Origin of the sequence: Halanaerobium sp. ST460_2HS_T2 (genome assembly GCF_003337665.1) — a bacterium.
In the GTDB taxonomy this organism is placed as follows: Bacteria; Bacillota; Halanaerobiia; order Halanaerobiales; family Halanaerobiaceae; genus Halanaerobium; species Halanaerobium kushneri.
Genome location: NZ_QPJF01000008.1, coordinates 81,928 through 108,740, shown reverse-complemented (window position 1 = coordinate 108,740; position 26,813 = coordinate 81,928). Strand labels below are relative to the sequence as shown.

Below are 26,813 nucleotides of genomic sequence, written 5' to 3'. Positions count from 1 at the left end.
GTAACTATTTAATTCAACGGAGCCAGGCAAATGCCTTTTTTATTTAGATATTTTTAGATTTACATTTTTTTCTTCACAACATTAATTATACAACCTGAATAGTCTAGAAATTTTAGAACAGAATTTAGAATTATCAACTGCATCTGGTTATGGAGAAGAATTATCATTTAGTCTACAAGAAACAGAAGAATTTAATGTTTGGGATTTTACTTTGAATGCGAGTAACTCATCAACTGAATTTAGTTCAAATGGAGAAACTTTTGATGATACTTTAAAAGGTAAAATTAAATTAGATAATAATGGCAATATTACTTCTTTTGAAACAAATGAAGGATTAGCAACTGAAGTTGATTTGTTGACAAATCCTTTGGTAACAACTATTGTTGACCCAAGCGGAACTAACCCCGATGAAACTTTGTCTCTATCATCAACTGATGTAAATAATATTTTTACTAACTCAACAGGAGTGAATGATGCAAATGTTGATCTTGCCTTCGAACAAACAGCTAAAAGAAACATTGCTGTTGATGTTTTTGATAGTCAGGGCGGCAAACATACTGTAGTGCTTCCACTTGAAAAAACAGCTAATAATGAATGGCAGATAAGTGATAGTGACGAAGATTTTTCTGTAGATGGTATTACTGGTACTGCCAGTTTGGGTGGAGACCATACAATAACCTTTGATGCAAATGGTAATATTGATGGTGGAGAAACTGTTGAATTAACTTTTACCCCTGCTGGTCCTGATATGGAACAAACTGTTGAACTCGATTTTAGTGCAGTAACTCAGTTTGATGGATCTATGACTGCTAATTTTACCAATGTTAATGGTTATGAAGATGGTGCATTAGAATCGTTCTCCTTTACAGAAACAGGAGATGTTGTTGGTTCTTATAGTAATGGTTTAACACAAACTCTGGCTAAGTTAGGATTAGCAAACTTTTCTAACCCGGCTGGATTGATGCGGCAGGAAGGAGTTTTCCAGACTACAAGTAACTCCGGTGATCCGGAATTAGGTGCTGCGGCTCAGGGTGGTTTTGGTTCTCTGGCTCCAGCAACACTTGAAATGTCAAATGCCAACCTTTCTCAGGAGTTTACAAATATGATTACAGCTCAGAGAGGTTTTCAGGCAAGTTCCAAATTGATTACAACCTCAGATGAAATGCTGCAGGAATTAGTTAACTTAAAAAGATAATTTTAATTAAACTGTCAGGCTGAGACCTATCACAGGTTTCGGCCTGATAGATAATAAAGTTCTTTAATAAGGAAGTGTATGATGATTAAATTGACCAGAACCAGTGGAAAAGAATTTGTATTAAATGCTGATCTGATAGAAGAAGTACAGGAGACTCCAGATACGGTAATTACTCTTACCAATGGCAAGAAATTGCTTGTCAAAGATTCAGCAGATGATATAATTAAAAAAGTAGTAACTTATCGCCAGAAAATAATGGCTGGAATTTCTAGAACAGGGGAGAGATCTTAAATGGATTTAGCAACAATAGTGGGTATGGTAGCAGGAGCAATAATATTTAGTTTAGTCGCGGTGCTGGGTGGCAATGTAGTAATCTTTGTCAGTGTTCAGTCCGCCCTGGTAGTTCTAGGTGGTACCCTGGCCGGTGTAATGATCAGTTATACTTTCCAAGATTTAAAGAATATTCCCAATCTTTTAAGAGTTTCATTTCAGGATGACAAAATGGAGTCAGAACATGTAATAGAAAATTTAGTAAATTTTGCTGAAAAAGCGAGAAGAGAAGGGCTTTTGGCCTTAGAAGATGATGCAGCAGAAATGGATGATGAATTTTTACAAAAAGGAATTCAGCTGGTAGTTGATGGAACAGATCCAGAGCTGGTTAGAAATATACTGGAAACAAAACTTACTTTTTTACAGGAAAGGCATGCCAAGGGGAGAGGTATTTTTGCTACAATGGGTCAGCTGGCACCAGCTTTCGGAATGATTGGTACTTTAATTGGTCTGGTGCAAATGTTGAGTCAGCTTGATGATCCAAATCAGCTTGGATCCGGGATGGCAGTAGCACTAATAACTACTCTGTATGGTGCTCTGCTGGCAAACTGGATTTTTATTCCTCTTTCTAAGAATTTAGAAACTCAGAGTAACCACGAGATTCATGTAAAAGAGGTTATCATTGAAGGGATTCTTTCAATCCAGGCTGGAGAGAACCCAAGAATTGTTAAAGAAAAATTACATGCTTTTCTCTCCGAAGGAGAAAAAGAAGAGGTAGAAGCCAGAATAGGAGAAGCAGGAGAGGTGGGTGCTGCAGAAAATGCCTCGTAATAAAAAGAATAATAATGGCGGGGGAGATGAAGGTGGTTCACCTGCCTGGATGACAACTTTTGGAGATATGATGACTCTGCTTTTAGTTTTTTTCGTATTACTATATTCTTTTTCGACAATGGATGTAGAAAAGTTTAAGGGTTTTATTTCTGCTCTTCAAAGTCAATTAGGTGTTTTAGAGGGAGGACAGACTATTACCCCCAATCCTAATATTGATGCCGGAACCCTGGGTGAAGATTATGCTCAGGCACCCCAGAATATTCGACAGGTAATGCGGGAATTAAACAATTATATAGAAGCTAATAATCTGGGTGACAGAGTTAATGTTGAAAACAAAAGAAAGGGACTGGTAATCAGTTTAACTGGTGAAATTCTGTATGAACTTGGTAGAGCTGAAATTAGAGACCAGGGGAGAGAAGTTCTGGCCATGATTTCTGATATTCTTAAAGATATTCCCAATGATATTATGATTGAAGGGCATACAGATGATTTACCGATTAGAACAGACGAATTCCCATCTAACTGGGAGTTGTCAACTGCCAGAGCTGTTAATGTGATAAAATTTTTGATAGAAGAAAGGAACTTTGATCCGGCAAGACTTTCTGCAGCAGGTTATTCTGAATATCGCCCGGTTGCAGAAAATACTACAGCTGAGGGAAGAGCTGAAAATAGAAGGGTCGAAGTAGTTGTATTAAATTCTCAGTATACAGTTAATAATGGCGCTGAAGCTGAAGACAAGCCTGTAGTTAGTAATCAGGAGTCTGCAGCTGAGGCAAATACAAAAAATCTGTTAAATAATAATCAAACTGAAAATACTGAGGAAGGAGGAAATATAGATGGCTGAAGAAGGACAGATGAATTTTAAAATGCTGGCCTTAATTATAGTTTTAGTAGTAATTATAACCGGGGTGGCAAGTTTTACTTTTTTTACTTATTTTTCAGTTTCCAGTGATGAGCAAAATAAAGAACAAGTTAAGAGTATAGAAGATATACGGCCAACTTATAATGCCGGGAGTTATACAGTTAATATTTCAAATAACAGTCAGATTAGTTTTGTTCGAGCAACTATAGTTTTTGAGCTTGAAAATGCTGAGCTGGCAAAAGAGTTGGACAAACGCTCATCTCAGATTAGAGACAGAGTAATTTCTACTCTAAGAGCTCAGAATCAGGAGATTTTAGAAGAGCCTGGTTCAGATACAATTAAAAAAATTGTTAAAGATAAAATAAATGAGTTATTGATTTCAGGAAAGATTACAAATGTCTGGTTTACAGAACTGGTTGTACAGTAGGGAGGATAAAAGATGGCTGATGTACTAAATCAAAATGAAATAGACTCTCTGCTCTCTGCAATTAGTGACGGCAGCCTTGATGTGGAGGAAGCTAAAGAACAATCAGAAGAAAAAGAAGTTAAAGATTATGATTTTCGCAGACCTGATAAGCTTTCTAAAGAGCAGATGCGAACATTACAGATGATTCACGAAAATCTTTCAAGACTATTTACAACAACTTTATCTACCAAACTTCGCAGTATGGTTAATTTTGAAGTTGCATCAATCGAACAGCTTTCTTATTCAGAGTTTATTCACTCTCTACCTGAACCAACTATTATTGGAATTAATAATTTGGATCCTCTTGACGGACAATTTATTTTTGAAATTAATCCAGAAATTGGTTTTGCAATTATTGATAGACTTTTTGGAGGTTTCGGCAATCCAATAGATGAAGTACGTTCTTTTACAGATATTGAACAGGTAGTAATTAAAAGAGTTATGAGCTGGCTTCTGGAAGGGTTTAGTGAAGCCTGGGAAAATATTTCTCAGTTAAAACCAAAGCTGCTTGAACTGGAATCAAATCCTCAATTTACCCAGATTGTTCCAGACAGTGACATGACAATAATTGTTACTCTTTCGGCGAGAATAGGTGGCAGTGAGGGATTAATGAATATTTGTCTGCCATATATAATGCTGGAGCCAATTGTAAGTAACCTAAATGCTCAATACTGGTTTTCGAGTACCAGAGAGAAACAGACTCCGGAACATATAGCGAAACTTCGCAAAAGATTAAATGAGGCTCTGGTTGAAGTTGATGCAGTTTTAGGAAGTACAGAAATTACAGTTGAAGATTTCCTTTATCTCCAGCCCGGAGATGTGGTAAGACTTGATAAAAAAGTTGAAGAAAATGCTGAATTAAAAATTGGCAGCAGAAGAAAATACGAAGCAGTTGTTGGAAATAAAAATAATCATAAAGCAATTCAAATTATTGGTGTAGCGGAAAACTTGTTAGAGGAGAGTGAAGACGATGACGAATGATGGTAATTTTTTATCACAGGATGAAATAGATGCATTAATGAATGATCAGGAAGACGAAGAACCTGTAGCAGATAGTCAAAAAGGTGGGCCAGATGCTTCTGATTTGAATTCAGAAGAAATTGATGTTATTGGAGAAGTTAATAACATAGCTATGGGCTCTTCAGCTACAGCGCTCTCCACATTACTTGATGAGAAAGTAGATATAACAACCCCAGAAGTTGATGTTAAAACTTTTCAGCAGTTAATTGAAGAATATGACAGACCCTGTGTCTTAGTTAAGGTAGAATATGTCGAAGGAATTGAGGGTCTAAGTCTTTTAGTTATTGATACAGAAGATGCTGCAGTAATTGCTGATTTAATGATGGGTGGAGATGGTCTCGAAGGTATGGACCAGGAAATGTTAAATGAAATTTCAATTAGTGCAGTTGGAGAAGCAATGAATCAGATGATGGGAGCTGCTTCTACAGCAATGTCAAATATTTTGGATGAACTGGTTAATATATCTCCTCCAACAGCAGAATTTATAGATCTGGATGATGTTATTGAAGAGGGAAGAGACTGGTTTGATCCGAACGAAAAAATTGTTGTCACTTCTTTTAAGCTGAAGGTTGGAGATGTAATTGATAGCAGTTTTAAACAGATTTCTTCTTATAATTTTGTTAAGGATCTGGCTGATTCTCTGCTCCATGGTAATACAGGTTTGATGGATAATACTATTGATGAAGAAGAAATTGAAGAAGAAGTAAAAGAAGAAGTTGATACTTCAGTTAAAGAAGAATATCAGGAAACAGCAGGTTCTCAGAGCTCTCAGGGACAAAAAAACAAATCAGCTTCTCAGACTAATACTGGTGAAGCCGGGCGGTCTTCACAGCAGAGAAGAGAACCGCAAAATAGAAATATTGAAAGAGAAGAAAAAGTTGATGTTCAGTCAGCACAATTTCCCGAATTTAGTCAGTCATCTACACAGCCCTTACCAAATAATATGGAATTAATTAAAGATGTACCGCTGGAAGTTACAGTAAGGCTGGGTAAAACAGTTATGAAAATTAGAGATATTCTTGATCTTGGGGATGGCTCTATAATTGAGCTTGACAAGCTTGCTGGAGAACCAGTAGATCTTTTGGTTAACGGAAAGCTGGTCGCAAAGGGAGAAGTTGTTGTTATTGATGAAAACTTTGGCTTTAGAGTTAAAGACATAATTAGTCCCGCTGAACGACTATCAAAGATATAGGCTGGTGATATAATGAATTATCTCTGGGAAACCTTTAAGATTACTTTTTACCTTGTTTTAGTAATTGGCTTTATTTTAGCAATTTATTATCTTTTGAAAAACAGATTTAATTTAACCAATTCCAGGCAGATGGAAATAATTGATACAATGCGGTTGGCCAATGGAGAGACAATTTATCTGGTTAAGGTTTTTAACGAAATTGTAATGCTTGGTGGTAGTAAAGAAGAATTAAATTATTTGCGAAGCTGGCCGATCGATCAGTTAGATTTCGATTTTAATGATTTGAGAAAAGAAAAAGGGAAAAAAGGAGATTTTAAAGATAAGCTAAAAAGTATTCTGGCTAAAGATAAAAGTTCTAACAGCAGTGATCAGGATGTTTAAAAGATTATTTTTAATTGCTCTGGTAATATTATTGTTATTTAATTTCAGTTTTTCTGTTTCAGCTCAGGATTTTAATATTCCAAATATTTCTTTTCAAATTGGAGATGAGGGAGCTGAAAATCAGGGGGATGATTTAGTTTTATCACTTCAAATTTTACTCCTGCTGACAGTTTTATCTCTTGCTCCGGCAATCATAATACTTTTTACATCTTTTACCAGAATCATAATTGTTTTTTCAATATTAAAGAGGGCACTTGCTTTAAATAATATGCCGCCCAACCAGGTTTTAATTGGAATTGCAATATTTTTAACTATATTTATTATGTCTCCTGTCTGGCAGGGGGTAAATCAGAATGCTCTTCAGCCCTATCTTGCTGATGAAATAAGTCTGGAAGAAGCTTATCAGAATACTATTTCTCCAGTTAGAGAATTTATGTTTAATCAGGTTGATGAACGTTCACTGGCACTATTCACTAACATTGCGGAGATTGAGCGACCGGAGACCAGGGAAGACCTTCCAACATTTGTTTTAATTCCCGCTTTTTTAGTTAATGAGATTAAAATAGCCTTTCAGATTGGATTTTTATTATATATTCCATTTTTGATGATAGATATGATTGTAGCCAGTATTTTAATGTCGATGGGTATGATGATGTTACCACCGGTTATTATCTCATTACCGTTTAAAATTTTACTATTTGTTCTGGCAGATGGCTGGCATCTTTTAATTGGTTCTTTAATCGAAACTTTTTTCTAATTAATTAAAAAAACTTATTTTTAATTGCTAATTTTAAATAATTTGGGAGTTGAAGCATATGGGAGAAGCGGTAGTTCTTGATATTGGAAGACAGGCCTTATATACTGTTATTATTGTTGTTTTGCCAGTTCTGGGAGCGGGTTTGATTACCGGTCTTTTAGTTGCTATTTTTCAGGCTACAACTCAGATTCAGGAACAGACACTGGCCTTTGTCCCCAAAATATTTGCTGTACTGGCTTCGATAGCTTTTTTTGGTCCCTGGATAATGACAACTGTTGTAGAGTTTGTGCAGGAACTTCTGCAGAATATTCCTACCTATATTAGTTAGGGGCTGATTATAAGTGATAGATGGATTAATGATTAACGAACATATTTACCTATTCTTTCTAATTTTGAGCCGCTATCTGGGAATGATGCTTTTAACCCCCATATTTAGCAGTCGAGTAATATTATATCAGATTAAAATTTTAGTAGCGGTGAGTCTGGCTGTTCTTACATTTCCACTTGTAGTAGGGAATTATCCTGCAGTTTATCCGGACAGTAATTTGCTGGTGATTATTGAAATTATCAGTGAAGCAAGTATTGGCCTTTTTATGGGCCTGGCTGTTTTTCTAGTTTTTTCTGCAGTCCAGTTAGGTGGTCAAATTGTTGATATGCGGATGGGTTTCAGAATTGCCAATGTTGTTGATCCGTTTAGTGGAGTAGATTCACCGGTGATTGGACAGCTGAAAAATATTTTTGTAACTTTAATTTTTCTGGCTTTAAATGGTCATTTGCTTTTAATCAAACATCTATATCAGTCATTTGAGATTATTCCTCCTGGGCGAGTTAATTTTTCTTCAGAACTCTGGCAGTATTTTTTTAGAAGAAGTGCTGATATGTTTCTACTTGCAGTTAAGATTGCTCTGCCGATAGCTGGAGCTATCTTTTTTATTGACATTATACTTGCTTTTCTGGCAAGATCAGTACCACAGATGAATCTATTTATAATTGGACTACCAATTAAAATTATGGCTGGTTTGATTTTGATATTTGTTTTAATGCCGGTTTTAAACCACTATTATGCAGAAATATTAATGGATGTCATTAATGAAATTCCGGCTCTCTTTAAATTGATTGCACCCTAGTTTTACTGTGATTTGAAGGAGTATATTAGATTAATAATATTTTTAGCTTATTATAAATTGAACTGAAGGAGATAAAATTATGGCGGATAATGGAACTGGTGAAAAAACAGAAGAAGCCACGCCCAAACGGAAAAGAGAGGCCAGAGAAGAAGGTAATGTGGCCAAGGGAAAAGAAATAAGTCAGGCTTTTACGCTGCTGGCAAGTTTTATGTTTCTTTATTTTTTAATGCAGCAGATATTTTTTGGTGTACTTAATCAACTTCAGTATTATTTTAAAAACTTAATTGTCAGACCGTTTACAATTAATATGGCTTTTAATATTTTATATGATGCTTTTTTTTCAGTGGTAGAAACTATTTATCCAATTATGATAGTTACTGCTGCAGCAGGAATTTTGGTCAATTTTCTACAAATTGGAGCTCTCTTTACAACCAAACCTCTGGTGCCTGATCTTAAAAAAATAGATCCGATTAAAGGTGCAAAAAACATTTTTTCACTCAAGGGGTTTGTTGAATTATTAAAATCATTATTTAAGCTGGCTGTGATTGCAGTTATTGCTTATCGTTTTTTAATGAATAATCTTAATATATTTGAAAATAGTATTCACCAGGGACTGGATCAGTCACTGGTTGCTATTGCTGGTTTGATTACCAGGATGGCTTTTGCAATTATTGCTGCTTTAGTAATTTTGGGAGTACTAGATTTACTTTATCAAAGATGGCAGCACAATAAGGATCTTAAGATGTCTAAATATGAAGTAAAACAGGAACGAAAAGAGATGGAAGGGGATCCCATGATTCAGCAGCAGCGGAAGCAGAGACAGCGAGAGATGAGTATGAATCGTATGATGTCTTCTGTCAAAGATGCTGATGTAGTAATCACTAATCCTACTCATATTGCTGTAGCACTGGAATATGATCTGGAGGATATGGAAGCTCCTGTGGTTGTGGCTAAAGGTGAAGATTTTATTGCTCAGAAAATAAAAGAAAGAGCAAGAGATGCAGAGGTCGAAATAGTTGAAAACAAACCACTGGCTCGTTCCTTAAATAAAATGACGGAGATTGGTGATCAGGTTCCGGTTGAGCTTTATCAGGCAGTGGCTGAAATCCTGGCAAAAATATTTCAAAATAGAAATTAAAGAGATTAATTTATTAATTGCTATATTTTGTTTTAATTTAGTCTGATAGTTGATATAATAAGAACAACTTGTTTTAAATTTTTTACTTATACTGGTGGAGGTTAATTTTATTAGTGGATAATACTGCAGCTTTTACAAATATAACAAAAAATATGGATATAATTTTTGCTTTAATGGTAGTTGGAATAATTGTAATGTTTATTATTCCCTTACCAACTATGCTTTTGGATATGCTGCTGGCTGCCAATATAACCTTTTCAATGGTTGTTATTCTGGTGAGTATTTATACCACAGAGCCACTGGACCTTTCAGTTTTTCCCTCTCTTTTACTTTTTGCAACTCTTTTTAGACTGGGGCTTAATGTTTCTACGACCAGATTAATTTTAGGTCAGGGTTATGCTGGAGAAATCATAATGAGTTTTGGTGATTTTGTGGTCGGGGGAAATTATGTTGTTGGTCTGATAATCTTTTTAATTTTGGTAGTTATACAGTTTGTTGTAATTACTAAAGGTGCAGAGCGAGTTGCAGAAGTAGCAGCTCGATTTACTCTAGATGCAATGCCCGGTAAACAGATGAGTATTGATGCTGATTTAAATGCAGGTATTATTGACGAAAGAGAAGCAAAAAGAGAAAGAGAAAAAATTAGACAGGAAGCAGATTTTTATGGAGCAATGGATGGTGCCAGTAAATTTGTAAAAGGTGATGCTATTGCCGGTATTATTATAACTTTTATTAATATTATAGGTGGACTTGTTATTGGAATGTTACAGCAGGGAATGGGTTTTGGCGAAGCTTCTCAAACATATATTCTTTTAACTGTTGGTGATGGTCTGGTTTCTCAAATTTCTGCACTTCTAATTTCTACAGCTACCGGTATGGTGGTCACCAGAGCTGCCTCTGATAATAATATGGGTAATGAGATGACGGAACAGCTTTTAAAACAGCCTAAAGCTCTTTTTATAGCTGCGGGAGTTTTATTAGTACTTGGCTTTGTTCCCGGTTTACCTACAATTCCATTTTTAGTGCTGGCAGTATTTATTGCTACTATGGCGTATTTAATTATCAGGACCGCTCAGGTTGAAGCTCCGAGAGAAAAGAAAAAAGAAAAAGCGGAGTTAAGCCCGGAAGAAAAACAGGAGATGAAGGAACAAGAAATAAAACAGCTGATAAAAGTTGATAAACTTGAAATTGAAGTTGGATATAACCTAATTTCGCTTGTTCTTCCCGAACAGGGTGGAGACTTTTTAGATAGAGTTGCCAATATCAGAAAGCAGATTGCTATGGAGCTGGGTATTATTTTACCACCGGTAAGAATTGTGGACAACTTACAGCTGCAGCCAAACACATATAAGATTAAGCTGCAGGGAGTAGAAATAAGCGAATACCAATTATTTGCTGATAAATATCTGGCTATGGATCCAGGTGATACTTTTGAAGATATAGAAGGAGTAGATACTGAAGAGCCCGCCTTCGGTACACCTGCTATCTGGATTGAGGCTGAACAGCGGGAAAGAGCTGAGATGGCAAATTACACAGTAGTAGATCCTGGTTCAGTCATGGCTACTCATTTAACTGAAATTATTAAATCTCATGCTTATGAATTGCTGGGCAGAGAAGAAGTCAAAAAATTAATTGATAATGTAAAAGAGGATAATCAGGCTGTAGTGGATGAACTTATGCCGGATCTTATGAATCTGGGAGAAATTCAGAAAATACTGCAGAATCTATTGTGGGAAAATATTCCAATAAAAAATCTGGTTTTAATTTTAGAAACTCTGGCAGATCATGCTGCTCGAACTAAAGACCAGACTATTTTGACTGAATATGTACGTCAGGGATTATCCCGACAGATCAGTAATCAGTTTACTGATGAGAATAACAATTTAAATGTTTTTACTATTGATCCGCAGAAAGAGGAAAAACTGGCCAATTCTCTGGAGCAGTCTGATCAGGGTAATTATTTATCTTTACAGCCGGCTGAGGCACAAAATTTAATTAATAGTATAGTTCAGCAGGCTAAGCAGTTATTAGAACAGGGAAGAGAGCCCATTTTATTGACTTCACCAATGATTAGAAGGCCAATTAAAGAAATGGTACATCGAACTTTCTCTGATCTAACAGTACTCTCTTTTAATGAGTTGGAATCTGATGTTGAACTTCAGGTTCAGGGGGTTGTTAATTAAATGAAAGTAAAAAAATATACTGGCGAAACAATGCAGGATGTAATTTTTCAGGTTAAGGCTGATCTGGGACCTGAGGCTGTTATTGTAAATAAAAGAAAATTGAAACAGGGTGGGTTTTTCGGATTTTTCGGAAAAGAGGTTTTTGAGGTAGTTGCTGCTTTGGATAGTAAAGAGTCTGATTCAGAGACTACAGTAAAAGAAGATAATAATGATGATATTGTTGAAATTTCAAACTATGGAAGAAAAACGAGGAAAGTTGAGAGAACTAAGATCCAGAAAACTGCAAGTAAAGATCCTGAAAATAAAAATGCAATTAAAGAATTTATAGATGATTTAAAAACTGCTGCCGGATCTGAAGTAGATGTAACAGAAAAAAAATCAGAGCAGCCGAAACAAACTAAAACCAGCAATCAGACTGTAGAGCCGGAAAACTCTTTTAAAAAAGAATTAAAAAATCAGCAGAATTTAACAGCTGCTCAAAAACTGCAGAATAAATTTGATCAAAAAAATCCAGGAAATAAAAATAAAAATTTAAATAATAGTAATCAATTATATAATTATCTGTTAGAGCAGGGAGTAGACAGCAGAAATGTTAATCTGTTTTTAAAGGAAATGGATATAAAAACAGCTTCAGCAGGTGAAAATAACTTTGAGAGTCGTTTAAAAGAATTTTTAGGAATTTATTTTGCTGAAAATGAGGCAATAAAATTAGATTCAGCTCAAAAAGTTGTTTCTTTTATCGGTCCAACCGGAGTCGGCAAAACCACAACTATGGCAAAAATTGCTGCTCACTTTGCAGTAGATAAAAATAAAAATGTTGGTTTAATTACAGCTGATACCTATCGGATAGCTGCAGTAGAACAGCTGCAGACTTATAGTAAAATTATCGATATTCCATTTGCTGTCTGTTACAGCAGTTCTAAGCTGGAAGAAATGATTGCAGGACAGTTTAGAAATTGTGATTTAGTTTTGATTGACACTCCGGGCAGCAGCTGGAAAGATCAGATTCAGTTAGGGCGACTAAAAGACTATGTTGATCACACTCTGGTAGATGAGGTCCATTTATTATTAAGTTTAAATACTAAAAGCAGTGATCTGCGCAGTATTATCTCTGAGTTTTCCAAACTTAAACCTGATAGAGCTCTGCTGACAAAACTGGACGAAACAAGTAGTTATGGAGATATAATAAATATTAAAGAGAATTATAACCTGTCGTTATCCTATTTAACTTGTGGTCAGGATGTTCCCGAAGATTTTGAAATAGCAGGAGCTGATCAGATATACAGTTATTTATTTGGTGATTTTTATGCGTAGTCAGGCAGCAAAATTAAAAGAAATAATGCAGGAAAAAAAAGAAAAGGTTGAGGTAAAGGAATTTGAAACTTCATCCACCCGGACCATAGCGATTGCCAGTGGTAAAGGTGGTGTTGGCAAATCAACCTTTACAGTTAATTTTGCCTATAATCTTAGCAAGCTGGACAAAGAAGTTCTAATTATTGACAGTGATATTGGGATGGCTAATCTCGATATTATGCTGGGAGTACAACCTAACTATGATATGGGACACCTTTTGCGGGGAGAATGCAGTCTGGAAGATGCTGTGATAGAAGGTCCCGCTGGAATTAAACTATTAAGTGGTATTACCGGTGATGATAGTTTTATTGATATTCAAAATGATGCTATGCAAAAATTAATTGATCTGGGAGATCAGATTGAAAAAAATTATGATTATCTCTTAATTGATCTGGGGGCTGGGGCAGCAAAAAGTATTGTAAATACAATCCTGGCTGCTGAAGAGTTGATCCTTCTTTTAACTACAGAACCAACCTCTGTTATGGATAGTTACAGTTTAATTAAAATTCTGGCCAATCACAAATATAATAAACCGATCAAAATGGTAATTAACCAGACTGAGGACGAAAAGGATGCTCAAAAAACTGCCAAAAGAATTATCAAGACAGTTAAAAATTATCTTGATTTAGATCTAACTTTAATTGGCAGTATAGCTCATGATCGAAAGATTAGTGCTGCACTGCGCAGACAAAAACCTTATTCTGAATTATTTTCTAATCGGAAAGCAGCCAGAGATTTTGAAAATCTGGCAAGAAAAATTACCGGTGCTGAAAAAGAACAGCAGGCAAAAGGTGTAAAAAGTTATTTTTACAAAATGGTTGGTTTTTTTAATAAACATGTTAAATAGTCGATGGAGTTGAGAATATGAAGGAATTAGAGGTTAATCAAAAACTTGAAATAGAAGTTTTATCAGGTTCCTATCAGGGAAACTATTTAAGTAAAGTAGCAGATTTTCTGGAGGCTGGAATTATAATTACAGGTCTCTATCGCGAGGGAGCACCACTTCCTCTTAGATTAGATCAGACAATTAATGTTTATTATACTACTGATCGGGCTGCTTATAAATTTAAATCTAAAATTTTAAAAAGAACCAATAAACCGATACCATTACTTTTAATTGAAAGAGCTGATTCGGTAACTCGAATTCAGAGGCGTGATTATTTCAGACTCGATGTTACCGGTACGGTTGATATATATAAGATGATGGATGACAAAAAATATCCAAAAAAAATTTCCGAAGCCAGACTGCTGGATATAAGTGGTGGAGGGATTCAAATGCAGTTAAAAAAGAAATTCAAAAAAAATGAAGAAATACTAATCAGTTTAAAAAATATTCTGCCACCAAAAGAATTTATTAAAGCAAAAATTGTTCGAATCCAGCGGGAAAATAATGAGCTCAACAACTATGGAGTTCAGTTTGTAGAAATTGAAGAAGAGCAGCGAGAACAGATAATACAGTGGATTTTTGCCTATCAGCGTAAAAGCAGAAAAAAAGGTTTGAGATAGATGTTAGTAAACTCGCTTATTATAGGGCTAATTACATATACAGCTGCAGTTATTTATAATTTAATTATACGACAAAGTTTGGAGTTGGTTTTTTTTCTGGGGCTCAAATTTTTAGTTTATTCAACCCTGATGACTTTTTTTCTGCAGCTCAGTTATTATTTAATTAAAGATTATAATTCAGGTGCTGCAACTGAGATAGAAAATTCGGAAGACGAAAATGGACAGCTAAATTCTGAATCGGAACTGAATGATCAGGGAGAAACAGCTACCGACTCAGAAGCAGGGCAGGAATTTGCTGAATCTGCAGTTGAAAATGAGTTCGATAATCAGGAGTTTTCAGCTTTTAACCCAGAAGAATTTGACTATCAGCAGGATAATAACTAATTAAAGGGAGATTATTATGGCTTTAGATAAATTACTCTGGAAAAAATACAGGCTAAATAATAATCAGCAGGCTAGAGAAGAGATTATCTTAAAACATCTGGGACTGGTAAGGTATGCTGTAGGTAGAATTATTATTATGCTTCCTGATCAAATTGAAGCTGAAGATTTAGAAAGTTATGGAATAATTGGTTTGATTGAGGCAGTAGAAAAATTTGACTATCAAAGAGGAGTTGAATTTTCTACTTTTGCTCTGCCAAGGATTAAGGGAGAAATTTATGATTATTTAAGAAGTAAGGACTGGCTTCCGGATAATATGCGAAGAGAATTAAAAAGAGTAGAAGAGCAGCGAGAAAATTTTAAGGCTAAAACCGGCAGAGAGCCAGATCAAAAAGAACTTTCAGAATTAACAGGAATTAGTGAAAATAGATTAAATACTATTGAAAGACACAGTCAGCTGGCTAATTGGATTTCACTGTCCCATGAATTTGATGGAGCTGAATTAATAGAATTAATTGCTGCTGATCTTGATCAGGCAGTTGATAGATTAACAGATCAGGAAGCTGTTGATTTGTTATCTAAAAAAATTGATTTGCTTTCTGAAAACGAAAAACTGGTTTTAACTTTATATTACTATGAAGAACTAACTCAGGTTGAAATAGCAGAAGTGCTAGAGTTGTCTGCAGCAAGAGTTTCTCAGCTGCATAGTCAGGCAATTCGACGCCTGCGGGGAATGCTGAGTAGATCAAAAGAATATTTTTTCTAATGAGAGGTAGGTAATTAAAAGTGAGTAAAGAGCAGTTTGATAGAAAAGACCAGAATTGTCTGCTTAAGTTTACAGAAGATGAAATATTATTGAAATTAAGGTTGGATAATAATCCAGATTTACTAGAGATTGAAGATTTTTTAGTAGAAAATAATATTATGGAAGCAGATTATGAAAAAATAAAAAAAGCACTAAGTAATGAGCAGGAAGAATGGTTTAAAATTGCTGAAAATATAAATTTGCCTTCCGAAGATGATAAAATAGAAATTGAAGTTTCTAATGATGGATTAAAAGTTTTATTAGATTTTACTCCGGGTAGAGATGGGAAGGAAATTAAATTTGGAGATTTAAAAGAGCTGCTGGCAGATAAGAATATTAGCTATGGAATCAAAGAAGAAAAAATAAAACAGGTTTTAAAAATTAGACAGCCGGTAAAAAGAGAAGTAATTGCTGAAGGGAAAGAACCTTTACCGGGAGAAGATGGATATCTAATCTATCATTTTGAAGAGAAGGAAAATAATATTGGTACTCTACGAGAAGATGGAACCATGGATTTTCATTCCAAAAATTTAATTAATAATGTTCGCCGGGGAGAAAAAATTGTAACAATGGTAGAACCAACCGCAGGCGAACCAGGAAAAGATGTTTTTGGAGAAGAAATTAAAGCTCCTGTTCCTAAGTCCGTAAAATTACCTCGTGCCAAAAACACTGTCAAAAAAAATAACAGCATTTATGCTGCTAAAGACGGTCAGATAGTGCGTAATGGGACAAAAATATCTATTAATCCTGTTTATCAGGTCAAAGGGGATGTAGACCTGGAAGAAGGTAATATAGATTTTGTTGGTAGTGTTAAAATTAGTGGTAATGTTAGAGAAGGTTTTGTTGTTAAAGCTTCTGGAGATATAGAAATTGCAGGAAATGTAGGTGCTGCAAAAATTGAAAGTGGAGGTAGTGTTTTAATAAAAAAAGGTTTTTTGGGCAGGAATAAAGGCGAAATTAATGCCAGTGGTGATGTAAATGCTCGTTTTGTAGAAAATGCTGAAATTAAAGCCAATAATGTAAGAGTACATGAGGCAATAATGCACAGTCATGTTACTGCTAAAAATAGTGTTATAGTAAGTGGAGGTAAAGGTTTAATTGTTGGCGGGCGGGTTATGGCCCAAAATATCATCGAAGCAAATATGATTGGCTCCAGTCTGGCAACAAAGACATATATTGAGATTGGGCTGGAGCCAGAACTGCGCAAGAAATTCAAAGCTGCCAAAGATGAGCTGGAGACAGTGGAGAACAATCTGGATAAGGTAATCAAAAGTGTAGATCTATTAAAATCAATGAAAGAAAAAGGAATCAAGTTACCAGCAAATAAGCGAGAAATGTTTTCTAAATTAAAAGCTACTAAAGATGAGCTGGAAGAAAGAAAATCAGAACTTGAGTCTGAAATTGAAGAACTGGAAGAACAGTTAACTGCATCTGAGGAGGCGGTTATAAAAGTTAATAACTGTATTTTCCCTGGAGTACAGCTTTTAAGTAGTAAGGATAAAATGATTATTCGCAACAAAATTTCGAAATGTGCCTTTACTGAAGTTAATAAGGAGTTAAGACAGAAAACTAATTTATAAGGAGGTGTTAAAATGATTAGAGGCTTATATACTGCCGCTTCTTCGATGAATGTGCTGGAGAAAAAGACAAATATTCGTTCCAATAATCTGGCCAATGTTAATACAGCCGGCTTTAAAAAATCAGAAGCTATCACTGCTTCTTTTCCCGAAATGCTTTTAAGCAGGATTGAAAATGGTAAAGCTGATAAGGAAATAGGTGAGTTGGCAACAGGTTCCTATGTGGAGCAGAGTTTTAAAGACATGAGTCAGGGGGTTTTTCAACGCACTGATAATTATTTAGATTTTGCTGTTGAAGGGAAAGGATTTTTTGTAATTGAAACTGATGCAGGCAACAGATACACTCGGGATGGTAATTTTACTATCAATTCTGATTCCGAGCTTGTAACCCAGAGCGGCAATTATGTGCTGGATAGTGCTGGAGAGAGAATTCAGCTTATTCCTGACCAGGATTTTAGGGTTAGTGCTGACGGACAGATCACTTTTAATAATGGTCTTCAGGGAGCACAGATTGCACTGATGAATTTTGAAGATGAGTCCCAATTACTGCAGCAGGGTGATAATCTTTATGCAGCTCAGGAAGGGGCAGTAGCTGTTGAAACTGACGCTGGAATTGCTCAGGGGTATTTAGAAGGTTCTAATGTTAAAATTGTAGAAGAAATGGCAAAAATGATTAAGACTACCCGGCATTATGAATCAAACCAGAAAGTCATTAGTAGTATTGATGAGACATTAAACAAAGTGATTAATGAAGTTGGACGGGCATAAATATTTTAGATTGAGAGCCGGACCTGAAAAGGAAGCTCTTACTGCTGTTGACTGAAAGAGACAGCAGTTTTCAATTAAATTTATTTCAGTCTGTCCACTTCCAAAAAAATAAATGAGGTGGAAAATATGATTAGTGCTTTATGGACATCAGCAACAGGAATGAATTCACAGCAGACTAATATCGATGTTATTTCTAATAACCTGGCCAATGTAAATACAAGTGGATTTAAAAAATCTAAAATTAATTTTGCGGATTTAATTTATACAAATATGAGAGAATCCGGGACACCAAATGCTCAGGGAGCAGAAATTCCGACCGGGATTGAGGTTGGTCATGGATCTAAAGTTAACAGTACCCAGAAAATATTTACTCAGGGAAATATTCAAAATACTGATAGTCCCCTGGATATGGTTATTGAAGGAGATGGCTTCTTTAGAATACAGCTGCCAGATGGGAATTATGCTTATACCAGAGATGGTTCCTTTAAACAGGACAGTAATGGTAATATAGTTACTTCGGATGGTTATCAGATAGACCCTGGATTTCAGATTCCACAGGAAGCGACAGAAATATCAATAACTTCCGATGGTACAGTAAATGCCAAAGTGAATGGTGAAAATCAACAACTGGGTCAAATTCAGTTATATCGTTTTGCCAATCCAGCCGGTCTTTCCAGTGAAGGAAGGAATCTTTATTTACAGACAGTTGCTTCCGGGCAGGCTATGCAGGGAGTTCCTGGAGAAGCTGGTTTTGGTACAGTAACTCAGGGCTTTTTAGAAATGTCAAATGTTAAAGTAGTAGAAGAAATGGTAAATATGATTGCAGCTCAGAGAGCATATGAGACTAACTCAAAGGCTATTCAGGCTTCGGATGAGATGCTGCAGACAGCTAATCAGCTGAAGAGATAATAAGTTGCTAACTATTGAATAAAGCAGTGGCCAGAGGTGCATAATTATGAAGAAAATAATTGTTTTTTTAACGGTGATCTTAACAATAATTATAACTACTAATACTGCTGCTTTTGAAATTGAAATACAAAAAGAAGTAGAAGTTAGTTCTGCCGAGATTTATCTGGGCGAAATTGCTCAAATTAAAGCTCCAGAGCTCTCTGATTCTGCTCTGAGTGAACTCAAAAATTTAGTTTTTAAATCTTCTCCCAGTCCAGGATATCAAAAAAGGCTGAGTCGAGTTCTTGTTGATTTAAGCATCCAAAATCTGGACTATAAAAAATCACAGTTTAAACTCCGGATGCCGGCAACAGTAATTGTTCGCCGTCGAAGTAGGGTGATTACCGAGGATGAGATTTCTAGGTTGGTTAAAGATTATTTAAAAACTGAGCTTGACTTTAAGGCTGAAGATATATTAATTGAAAGTAAAAGTTCTACCCATAATATTGAAATTGCAGCAGGTGATTATCAAATAAAGGTTGCTGAAAACCAAAATTTATCTCTGTCGGATATTAATCTAAAGCTTGAAATATGGCAGAATGATAAAAAAATACGAAGTCTTTTTTATCCTGTTAAAGTCAAACTGCTGCTTAAGGTGCTGACAGCAGATAAAAGTTTAAAAAGTAATTCAAAAATTAATAAATCGGACTTTTCAATTCGAGAGCAAAAGATTTCAGGTGATCCAGCAGAAGTTATTCAGAGCTGGTCAGAAGTCGATTTCAATAATGTTCAATTATCAAGGCGATTAAAAAAAGGTGAAATACTAAAGTCAAATTATTTAAAGACCCCCTATGTAGTAAAATGGGGACAAAAATTACATTTAAAAGTTGAAGTTAATAATATAAAAGTTTCTACCTTTGTAGAGGCTAAAGAAAGAGGAAAAATTGGTGAAATCATTACGGTTGAAAATTTAAACAGTGGTTATCAATTTCAGGTTGAAGTAGTTTCACCAACTGAGGTTAAAATGATCTCAGATTAAGAGAGGTGCAAATATGTATTATTTAGGTAAATTTAAACTGATTAGTATAGTACTTATAATAGTTTTTCTGGCAACTTCTGCTGCAGCTGCAGAATCACTCTGGAGCGATAATTCTAAAGGTTTGTACCAGGATTATCCGGAGTATGAAATGGGAGATATAATTACTGTAGTAATTGAGGAAGACGCTAGTGCTATTCAGAGCGCTAATTCTGATGCGAGTCAGGGTAGTGATTACAATGCTGAAGGAAGTGGATTTTTAGATTTTCTTCCTTTCTTTGATTTCAGTTATTCAGATTCAGAATCCGCAGATGGTCAGACTCAACGAAGTGGTACTCTGGAGGCAGACATAACGACTGAGGTAGTAGAATTACGAGAAAATGGTAATCTTAAAATTCAGGGAACAAAAAGGGTAAAAATTAATGGTGAAATTCAGACAATTATCTTAGAAGGAGTAATTCGACCACAGGATATTAATTTTGATAATGAAGTTTCTTCCAAAAGGGTCAGTAATGCAAATATAGAATATGAAGGGGAGGGTGTTGTTGGTGATAAACAGGACCCGGGAGTTTTAACTAGATTATTTAATTTTATTTTTTAGTATTTGAAAGAAGGGATAGTTTGTTTAATTTAATGAAATCGAAAGCTTTTGGAACTATATTTATTTCTATTTTTTTGCTGCTGATCAGTTCGACACTGACTGCAGCAGTTAATGATCCTCAGGTCGAAATTGGTAATATAACCAGGATTAAGGGACAGCGTGTTAATCAGTTAATTGGCTATGGTATTGTAGTTGGATTAAACGGAAGTGGTGATTCCAATAGAAGTCAGGCTACAGTTCAGAGTGTTGCCAATATGCTGCAGAATTTTGGTGTTAATGTAACAGATAATCAGGTTGCAAGCCAGAATATAGCTGCAGTTATGGTAACTGCAGAGCTGCCACCTGTGGCTCATAATGGTGACCCAATTGATATTACAGTAAGTTCGATTGGTGATGCTGATAGTTTACAGGGAGGAACATTATTATTAACACCTCTTCAGGCTCCAAATGGTGAAGTTTATGCTTCTGCTCAGGGTCCACTTTCTGTCGGTGGTTACAGTGTAGGCGGTAGTTCTAATTCAGAACAGCAAAATCATCCTACTGTTGGCAGAATACCTGGAGGTGCTCTGGTAGAAAAAGAAATTAATTCTAGCCTGGATAAAAATCAACTGACTTATGTACTTGCCAATCCAAATTTTAAAACTGCCAGTCAGATTACAACAACAATTAATAATAATTTTGGTCAGGGTACAGCCCGGGCATTGAATGACTCAACAATTCAAATTTCAAAACCAGCAAACTTTAACCAGGGAATGGTTAATTTTATTGCCCAGGTGAACAGCTTAAAAGTGACTCCTGCTGTTGAAGCCAGAGTTGTAATTGACGAAAAAACTGGTACTGTTGTTTTCAGTCATAATGTTCAGATATCTACTGTAGCAGTTGCTCATGGTAATCTCTCAGTTAGTATTTCTACTCAGGAAAATGTATCACAGCCACCACCACTTAGCCCGGGAGAAACTACTGTGACTGAGGATGTTAAGATTAAAGTAGATGAAGGCCAACAGGGTAATATGATGGTTGTAAGTCAGGAAAATACTATTGAAGATCTTGTGACAGCTTTAAATGCTATTGGTGCAACTCCGCGGGATATTATTTCAATTATCCAGAAAATTGATGCTGCTGGGGCGCTGCATGCAGAATTAATAATTCAGTAAATAGTCGAAATAAAATAACTGGTAGGAAAACGAGGTGTAAGAATGGTTAAACTCAATAGTAATTATCATCAACTGGCTCAGTATCAGCTTAATAAACAGCAGAATCTGAAGTCAGAAAATAGTATTAAAACTTCTGCTGGAAAAGAAGAAAATCTGGAAAAAGCTGCTCAGGAGTTCAGTTCTATTTTCATTGAGAAAATGTTTGCTTCAATGAAAAAAACACTTGCTGATGATAAAATGCTTGATGGTGGTTATGCAGAAGATGTTTTTTCGGATATGTTGTACCGAGAATACAGTCAGATGGCAGGAAAGCAGGGAATGTTGGCTGAACTTAATCAGGCTCTGGTTGAGCAGCTTAAAAACACCTAACTTTTAACTGAATTGATATCAAATATTTTGACAATTTATTCTGGCTGATGTATAATATTAGGTAATTAGAAAAGCTAATAGAGATTAGCTTAAAATTAGTTGAGATTAGTAAAAAAATAAAAAGGAGAGATGAGTTGAGATGAGAATTAGTACAAAAGATTTAGCACAGGCGGCTTTGTTGGTGGCGATTGGATTTATTTTACATGCATTTTTCCCTCCAATAGTGATGGGAATGAAGCCTGACTTTGCTCTGGCAATGATGTTTATTTTATTGATTATCAAACAGGATTTTAAATTGGGCTTTTTAGTTGCAGTATCTACTGGTATTTTTACTGCTTTGACCACAGGTTTTCCTGGTGGACAGGTAGCAAATATGGTAGATAAACTATTAACATTTATGATAGTTTATCCTTTAATACCAATTATAGTAAAATTACCATCGAGAAAATTATCTACAGGTATTATTACAGCTTTTGGTACTCTTTTGAGTGGTTGTATATTCTTGGGTACAGCTGCATTGCTAGTTGGATTGCCCGGTCCCTTTACGGTTTTATTTTCGACAGTAGTAATTCCAGCAGCAGCAGTTAATACTATTACAGCAGTAATTGTATTCAGTGTAGTTGATTTTGCAATGGATGTAGAAGTTAAAGGAGCCAAAAACGAAGTTGTTTAGTTGAAAATTTAATTTTTATTAACCTCTCATTTAAGTTGAGAGGTTATTTTTTTGTCAAAAAAATAAAAATTTAATCTAATTTTAATCTTATTTAGTTGCATACTCAACTAATTTCTGTTATAATTTTAGCAAGATAGTTGAGAGTGCAACTAAATTTAAAAGAGGTGAGAAAATGAAGATAGATGCTCCAATCGGAAAATGGATAGCAAAATTATATAAAGATCATGATCAATATGTAGATAATTTATTGGAAGATTACAAATTAAATCATAGTGAAGTGAATTTACTGGTTTACTTATATAAGGATGGTGATGGGATTAATCAGAGTAAATTAAAGGATAATTTAGCTGTAGATAAAGCTACTATTTCTCGGGCTATTAATTCGCTGATTGATAAGAAATATTTAAAAAAGAAAAGTTCGCCTGAGGATGGTCGAGTAAATTTAATCTACTTAACTGAAAAAGCTAATGCAGTCCAGGAAGAAATAAATAGAATTTATCAGCAGTGGTTCCAAATTTTCATTGATGAAATTGGAGAAAGAGAGGCAAAAAGAGTCTTAGATAATATAGAAAAAATGTATTATATAGTTAAAAATAGAGATAATTAATTTTTGTCATTTATAATTTTTGTTTTTGCACAGGAGGCCAAATAATGAAAAAAATATTAAAACACGACAGACTAATAATTACTATAATTGCAATAATAACTTTATTTTTTGCTTTTCAGCTGCCGAAGATTGAAATTGATAATGATATTTCGACTTTTTTACCGGATAGTAATAAGTCGGTTATTGTAAATAATAAAATGGAAGATATTTTTGGATCAAGTGAAAATATGATAGTGGCTGTAAAAGTTAGAAATGGAAATATATTTACTTCAAAAAATATCAAACTGATTGATCAAATGACTGAAGAATTAGAAGCGATTAAAAATGTCGATGAAGTTACATCTTTTAGTAATTCTGACTATATTGAGGGAACTTCTGAAGGGATGGTTGTTGAAGAGCTGGTAAAAGAAATCCCGGAGAGTGAATCTGAAATAACAGATTTTAAATCAAGATTATTATCCTGGGATTTTTATAAAAATAATCTTTATTCTAATAATTTTAAAGCAACACAGCTATTAGTTAGTTTAAAAGATGGTATTTCTGCTGAACAGGAAGATAATCTTTATTATGATATAAAAGAAATTACTAATAAATATGAGCAGGAAAATTTAACAACCTATATTGCTGGCACATCTGCAATTAATGTACTTCTCGGCGATAAGATGATTGAAGACGTTAAATATTCGATCCCTTTTATAATCTTAATATTATTTCTTGCTTTATTTTTGTTTTTTAGAAAAATTTTACCTGTTATCTTAATAATGCTGACAGTTAGTATTAGTACGATCTGGTCAGTAGGATTAATGGCAATGCTGGGAATTAAAATGACACTTGTTTCTACTGTCATACCGGTTTTGCTGCTGGCGGTTGGCAGTGCCTATGGTATTCATATTTTGAGTCATTATTATGATTATCTTGCAGCGGAAAAAGGAAAAATAAGTCTTCAAAGGCGCCAGGAAATTGTGATGAAGACTGTAGACAGTATGGGAAAACCTGTTTTACTTGCAGGTTTAACAACTGTAGCCGGTTTTGGTTCGCTGGCTACAAGTAAGATAGTTCCAATTAAGAATTTTGGTTTATTTACTGCTCTTGGTATTTTAGTAGCTTTTATAATAGCAATTTTAATGATTCCGTCTTTATTGCTGGTTATTAACAGAAGAAATAATAATTCTAATGATAGAAATTATTCTGAGGTAAAACACTTTGAAAAGCTAATTATAAAACTGCATAATTTTTATTCACAAAAAAGTATCAGTTTACTTCTAATAATTTTTCTGATAGTTATTGTTTCACTGGTTGGAATGGATAAAATAATTATTGATAGCCCTTTAATTAATATGTTTAAAGAAAATACAGAAATTCGTCAGGCAGATAAATTTATTAATAATAATTTTGCTGGCTCATCAATTTTAACTGTTCTGGTGGAAGGAAATGAAAAAGGTAGTTTAACTGATCCTGAAATTTTAAAATCGATGGAAGAAATGCAGAATTATTTAATGGCAAATAATCAGGAAGTTGGTAAAGCTTCTTCAATTAGTACTTTTATTAAAAGAATGAACAGAGTTATGCATTATCCTTCAACTGCAGCTGAGAATAATCAGGAAGCTGCTGGCACAGAAAAGCAGGATCAACAAAATTCTGATGGAGAAAGTTCCAGTTTTTATAAGGGATCTGATAATAATGCTGAGTCTGGCACTTCAAGCTTTTACAGCAACTCAGAAAAAGAAAGCTCAGCTGGTACTTCAAGCTTCTACAGTGAGTCAGAAAACAGTTCTGAAACTAGCAGCTCGAGTTTTTACAAAGAGGATCAGAGTAAACAGTCAGAACAGAATAATTCTGAGGCTGTGATTGAAAATAAAGGTCCTGATACAAAAAATAATTTAAGTGAGTATGAATTAGTCTCACTTTTAAACAATGCTTTAGCGGAAGCTGATAGTCTTAATCTAAGTTCAGAAGAATTTGTTGGCCTAATAAATAAGAAATTAAATTATAAAGGGGCCAAATATAATGAAATACCCTATGATTTAAGCAAATATCCGGTTCAGAACAGGCAGGGTTTAAAAAATCTTGTTTCTCAGTATTTGCTTTTATATTCAGGTAGTCTGGATGATATGATTAATGATCAGCTGGAACCTGATAAGGCTAGAATGCTGATTCAATTAAATAATTCCAGTAATATTGTTACTGCTAGAATAAAACAGGATATTTTAGATTATGGTAAGGAAAACTTTCCAGAAAACTATAATCTTTCAGTAGCCGGGTATGCTAATATGTCTCTGGCAGCAAATGAGTTAATTATAGGAAGTCAGATAAATAGTATAATAGTTTCCTTTATAATTGTCTTTATAATTGTTGCTCTTGCTTATAGATCCATAATTGCAGGTATTTATGGTGTTATACCGCTGGCATTTTCTCTGTTAATTAACTTTGCTTTGATGGGATATACAGGTATAAAATTAGATATCGGTACAGCAATGGTTGCTTCTGTGGCTATAGGTATTGGAGTAGATTACACTATTCATTTTCTGGATAAATATCACGAAAATAGATTAAAAACTGATGATTTACATCAGGTAACTAGAAACACACTTATCAGTACCGGTAAGGCAATAATCTTTAATGCTTTATCAGTTGCTGCTGGATTTTTAGTCTTATTATTTTCCAATTTCTATCCTCTGGTATATTTAGGATTATTAATTGCAGTGACTATGTTTACTTCATCACTGGCTTCTATGACTATTTTACCATTGATATTAAAAATATTTAAACCCAAGTTTATTTCAAAAAAATTATAAGCCAAAGCAAAATCAAAGGAGGAATTAAAAATGAAAAAATTAAAAAGTAATATTTTAATAACAACTATTCTGCTTGTATTTATTATAAGTGGTAGTGTGATGGCAATGAGCGGTAGAGAGGTAATGGAAAAAGTTGATCAAAGGAATACAGGTGAGAGCAGACATGCACTAATGGGAATGGATCTAATTGATAAAAATGGTGAAGTTAGTCCCCGAGTAATTGAAGTCTGGTCAGAAAAATATGGTAATCCAGCTGATGATCTTGACAAAACAGTAATGGTTTTTCATGAGCCTTCCTCTGTCAAAAACACTCGTTTTTTACAGGTGCAGAACACGGAAGCTGACGATGATCAGTGGATTTATTTACCGGCTCTGGGTAGAGTAAGACGTATTTCAGCTTCTCAGGGTGGAGATTCCTTTATGGGGTCAGATTTCAGCTATGATGATATGAAATCCAGAGAGATTGATAATTTTACTTATAAAATTCTCAAGGAGGAAGTATTGGGAGATTACGAGACTTATGTTGTTGAAGCAACTCCTAAAAACCCTGAAGATGAACAGTATAAAAAAACAGTTTCCTGGATTACAAAAAAACATTTTATCCCGGTCAAGGTAGAAATGTATGATAAAAAGACTGGAGAACTGTTTAAAAGAATGACAGTTGAACAAAATATAGAAAAAGTGAATGGTATCTGGTCTATTTTTTCAACCACAATGGAAAATTTAGAGAGTGGTCACAGCACAAGATTGTATATTAAAAGTAGAAATAATAATTATCTCTTAGAATATAACAAAGATATAGCTGACAGCATGTTTACTCAGCAGTTCTTAAAAACTGGCAGATAAAAAGGAATGATTTTTCCTTTATATTTTAACTT

29 protein-coding genes are annotated in these 26,813 nt (G+C 34.6%); all 29 read left to right on the top strand.

Translation table 11 applies throughout. From position 1 onward, the window contains the following. Positions 1 to 211: 211 nt before the first annotated feature. The 29 genes from DFR80_RS05630 (at position 212) to DFR80_RS05490 (ending at position 26,781) form a co-directional block, all read left to right on the top strand. On the top strand, positions 212 to 1,195 hold the full coding sequence (locus DFR80_RS05630) for a flagellar hook-basal body complex protein (protein WP_158537683.1): 984 nt from the start codon (positions 212 to 214) through the stop codon (positions 1,193 to 1,195). An 81-nt stretch (positions 1,196 to 1,276) separates the two neighbouring features. Further along, positions 1,277 to 1,486: a flagellar FlbD family protein gene (locus DFR80_RS05625; RefSeq protein WP_076544433.1), complete on the top strand. Its 210-nt coding sequence runs from the start codon at positions 1,277 to 1,279 to the stop codon at positions 1,484 to 1,486. After that, positions 1,487 to 2,296 carry a motility protein A gene (locus tag DFR80_RS05620; protein WP_076544432.1) on the top strand — a complete coding sequence of 270 codons (810 nt, stop codon included), beginning with the start codon at positions 1,487 to 1,489 and terminating at the stop codon, positions 2,294 to 2,296. Continuing rightward, positions 2,286 to 3,140: a flagellar motor protein MotB gene (locus tag DFR80_RS05615; protein WP_076544483.1), complete on the top strand. Its 855-nt coding sequence runs from the start codon at positions 2,286 to 2,288 to the stop codon at positions 3,138 to 3,140. The genes DFR80_RS05620 and DFR80_RS05615 overlap by 11 nt, the downstream gene beginning before the upstream one ends. Then, positions 3,133 to 3,585 carry a flagellar basal body-associated protein FliL gene (gene fliL, locus DFR80_RS05610; RefSeq protein WP_076544431.1) on the top strand — a complete coding sequence of 151 codons (453 nt, stop codon included), beginning with the start codon at positions 3,133 to 3,135 and terminating at the stop codon, positions 3,583 to 3,585. Before DFR80_RS05615 ends, fliL begins: the two co-directional genes overlap by 8 nt. 12 nt (positions 3,586 to 3,597) lie before the next feature. Beyond that, positions 3,598 to 4,605 carry a flagellar motor switch protein FliM gene (gene fliM, locus DFR80_RS05605; RefSeq protein WP_076544430.1) on the top strand — a complete coding sequence of 336 codons (1,008 nt, stop codon included), beginning with the start codon at positions 3,598 to 3,600 and terminating at the stop codon, positions 4,603 to 4,605. Then, a complete protein-coding gene (gene fliY, locus DFR80_RS05600) occupies positions 4,595 to 5,836 on the top strand; it encodes a flagellar motor switch phosphatase FliY (RefSeq protein WP_114489419.1) in 1,242 nt (413 codons plus the stop codon). Before fliM ends, fliY begins: the two co-directional genes overlap by 11 nt. 12 nt (positions 5,837 to 5,848) lie before the next feature. Next, the gene (locus tag DFR80_RS05595; RefSeq protein WP_076544428.1) at positions 5,849 to 6,217 is read left to right on the top strand and encodes a flagellar biosynthetic protein FliO; all 369 of its coding nucleotides are present in this window, start codon (positions 5,849 to 5,851) and stop codon (positions 6,215 to 6,217) included. Continuing rightward, positions 6,210 to 6,974, top strand: a complete 765-nt coding sequence (gene fliP, locus DFR80_RS05590) for a flagellar type III secretion system pore protein FliP (RefSeq protein ID WP_076544427.1) — start codon at positions 6,210 to 6,212, stop codon at positions 6,972 to 6,974. The genes DFR80_RS05595 and fliP overlap by 8 nt, the downstream gene beginning before the upstream one ends. Before the next feature lie 58 nt (positions 6,975 to 7,032). Then, positions 7,033 to 7,302, top strand: coding sequence for a flagellar biosynthesis protein FliQ (gene fliQ / locus DFR80_RS05585; RefSeq protein WP_076544426.1), 270 nt, complete (start codon positions 7,033 to 7,035; stop codon positions 7,300 to 7,302). A 13-nt stretch (positions 7,303 to 7,315) separates the two neighbouring features. Continuing rightward, positions 7,316 to 8,101 (top strand): flagellar biosynthetic protein FliR, encoded by a 786-nt coding sequence (gene fliR / locus DFR80_RS05580; protein WP_076544425.1) that lies wholly within the window; start codon positions 7,316 to 7,318, stop codon positions 8,099 to 8,101. 79 nt (positions 8,102 to 8,180) lie between these two features. Beyond that, entirely contained in the window at positions 8,181 to 9,239 is a 1,059-nt protein-coding gene (flhB, locus tag DFR80_RS05575) for a flagellar biosynthesis protein FlhB (RefSeq protein WP_076544424.1), read from the top strand. A 152-nt stretch (positions 9,240 to 9,391) separates the two neighbouring features. Next, positions 9,392 to 11,422: a flagellar biosynthesis protein FlhA gene (flhA, locus tag DFR80_RS05570; RefSeq protein WP_365941429.1), complete on the top strand. Its 2,031-nt coding sequence runs from the start codon at positions 9,392 to 9,394 to the stop codon at positions 11,420 to 11,422. Then, entirely contained in the window at positions 11,423 to 12,736 is a 1,314-nt protein-coding gene (gene flhF, locus DFR80_RS05565) for a flagellar biosynthesis protein FlhF (protein ID WP_076544422.1), read from the top strand. Continuing rightward, positions 12,729 to 13,622, top strand: coding sequence for a MinD/ParA family protein (locus tag DFR80_RS05560; RefSeq protein ID WP_076544421.1), 894 nt, complete (start codon positions 12,729 to 12,731; stop codon positions 13,620 to 13,622). The genes flhF and DFR80_RS05560 overlap by 8 nt, the downstream gene beginning before the upstream one ends. A gap of 17 nt (positions 13,623 to 13,639) precedes the next feature. Continuing rightward, the gene (locus DFR80_RS05555; RefSeq protein WP_076544420.1) at positions 13,640 to 14,281 is read left to right on the top strand and encodes a flagellar brake protein; all 642 of its coding nucleotides are present in this window, start codon (positions 13,640 to 13,642) and stop codon (positions 14,279 to 14,281) included. 129 nt (positions 14,282 to 14,410) lie between these two features. Continuing rightward, positions 14,411 to 14,665: a hypothetical protein gene (locus DFR80_RS05550; protein WP_147270173.1), complete on the top strand. Its 255-nt coding sequence runs from the start codon at positions 14,411 to 14,413 to the stop codon at positions 14,663 to 14,665. 16 nt (positions 14,666 to 14,681) lie between these two features. Next, positions 14,682 to 15,428, top strand: a complete 747-nt coding sequence (locus tag DFR80_RS05545; RefSeq protein ID WP_114489417.1) for a sigma-70 family RNA polymerase sigma factor — start codon at positions 14,682 to 14,684, stop codon at positions 15,426 to 15,428. Between the two features lie 20 nt (positions 15,429 to 15,448). Beyond that, positions 15,449 to 17,047, top strand: coding sequence for a DUF342 domain-containing protein (locus DFR80_RS05540; protein WP_114489416.1), 1,599 nt, complete (start codon positions 15,449 to 15,451; stop codon positions 17,045 to 17,047). Between the two features lie 12 nt (positions 17,048 to 17,059). Then, the gene (gene flgF, locus DFR80_RS05535; protein ID WP_076544416.1) at positions 17,060 to 17,812 is read left to right on the top strand and encodes a flagellar basal-body rod protein FlgF; all 753 of its coding nucleotides are present in this window, start codon (positions 17,060 to 17,062) and stop codon (positions 17,810 to 17,812) included. Positions 17,813 to 17,938: 126 nt separating this feature from the next. Beyond that, positions 17,939 to 18,721, top strand: a complete 783-nt coding sequence (gene flgG, locus DFR80_RS05530; RefSeq protein ID WP_076544415.1) for a flagellar basal-body rod protein FlgG — start codon at positions 17,939 to 17,941, stop codon at positions 18,719 to 18,721. Between the two features lie 46 nt (positions 18,722 to 18,767). Next, a complete protein-coding gene (flgA, locus tag DFR80_RS05525) occupies positions 18,768 to 19,739 on the top strand; it encodes a flagellar basal body P-ring formation chaperone FlgA (protein WP_114489415.1) in 972 nt (323 codons plus the stop codon). A 13-nt stretch (positions 19,740 to 19,752) separates the two neighbouring features. Then, complete coding sequence (locus DFR80_RS05520) at positions 19,753 to 20,337, top strand: flagellar basal body L-ring protein FlgH (RefSeq protein WP_076544413.1); 585 nt, start codon at positions 19,753 to 19,755, stop codon at positions 20,335 to 20,337. 32 nt (positions 20,338 to 20,369) lie between these two features. Beyond that, entirely contained in the window at positions 20,370 to 21,491 is a 1,122-nt protein-coding gene (locus tag DFR80_RS05515) for a flagellar basal body P-ring protein FlgI (protein ID WP_076544482.1), read from the top strand. A 42-nt stretch (positions 21,492 to 21,533) separates the two neighbouring features. Beyond that, a complete protein-coding gene (locus DFR80_RS05510) occupies positions 21,534 to 21,860 on the top strand; it encodes a rod-binding protein (RefSeq protein WP_076544412.1) in 327 nt (108 codons plus the stop codon). 139 nt (positions 21,861 to 21,999) lie between these two features. Continuing rightward, a complete protein-coding gene (locus tag DFR80_RS05505) occupies positions 22,000 to 22,533 on the top strand; it encodes a tryptophan transporter (RefSeq protein ID WP_084566105.1) in 534 nt (177 codons plus the stop codon). Positions 22,534 to 22,705: 172 nt separating this feature from the next. Further along, entirely contained in the window at positions 22,706 to 23,140 is a 435-nt protein-coding gene (locus DFR80_RS05500; RefSeq protein WP_114489414.1) for a MarR family winged helix-turn-helix transcriptional regulator, read from the top strand. Between the two features lie 44 nt (positions 23,141 to 23,184). After that, positions 23,185 to 25,935: an RND family transporter gene (locus DFR80_RS05495; protein ID WP_114489413.1), complete on the top strand. Its 2,751-nt coding sequence runs from the start codon at positions 23,185 to 23,187 to the stop codon at positions 25,933 to 25,935. A 30-nt stretch (positions 25,936 to 25,965) separates the two neighbouring features. Beyond that, entirely contained in the window at positions 25,966 to 26,781 is an 816-nt protein-coding gene (locus DFR80_RS05490) for an outer membrane lipoprotein-sorting protein (protein WP_076544409.1), read from the top strand. Positions 26,782 to 26,813: the final 32 nt, after the last annotated feature.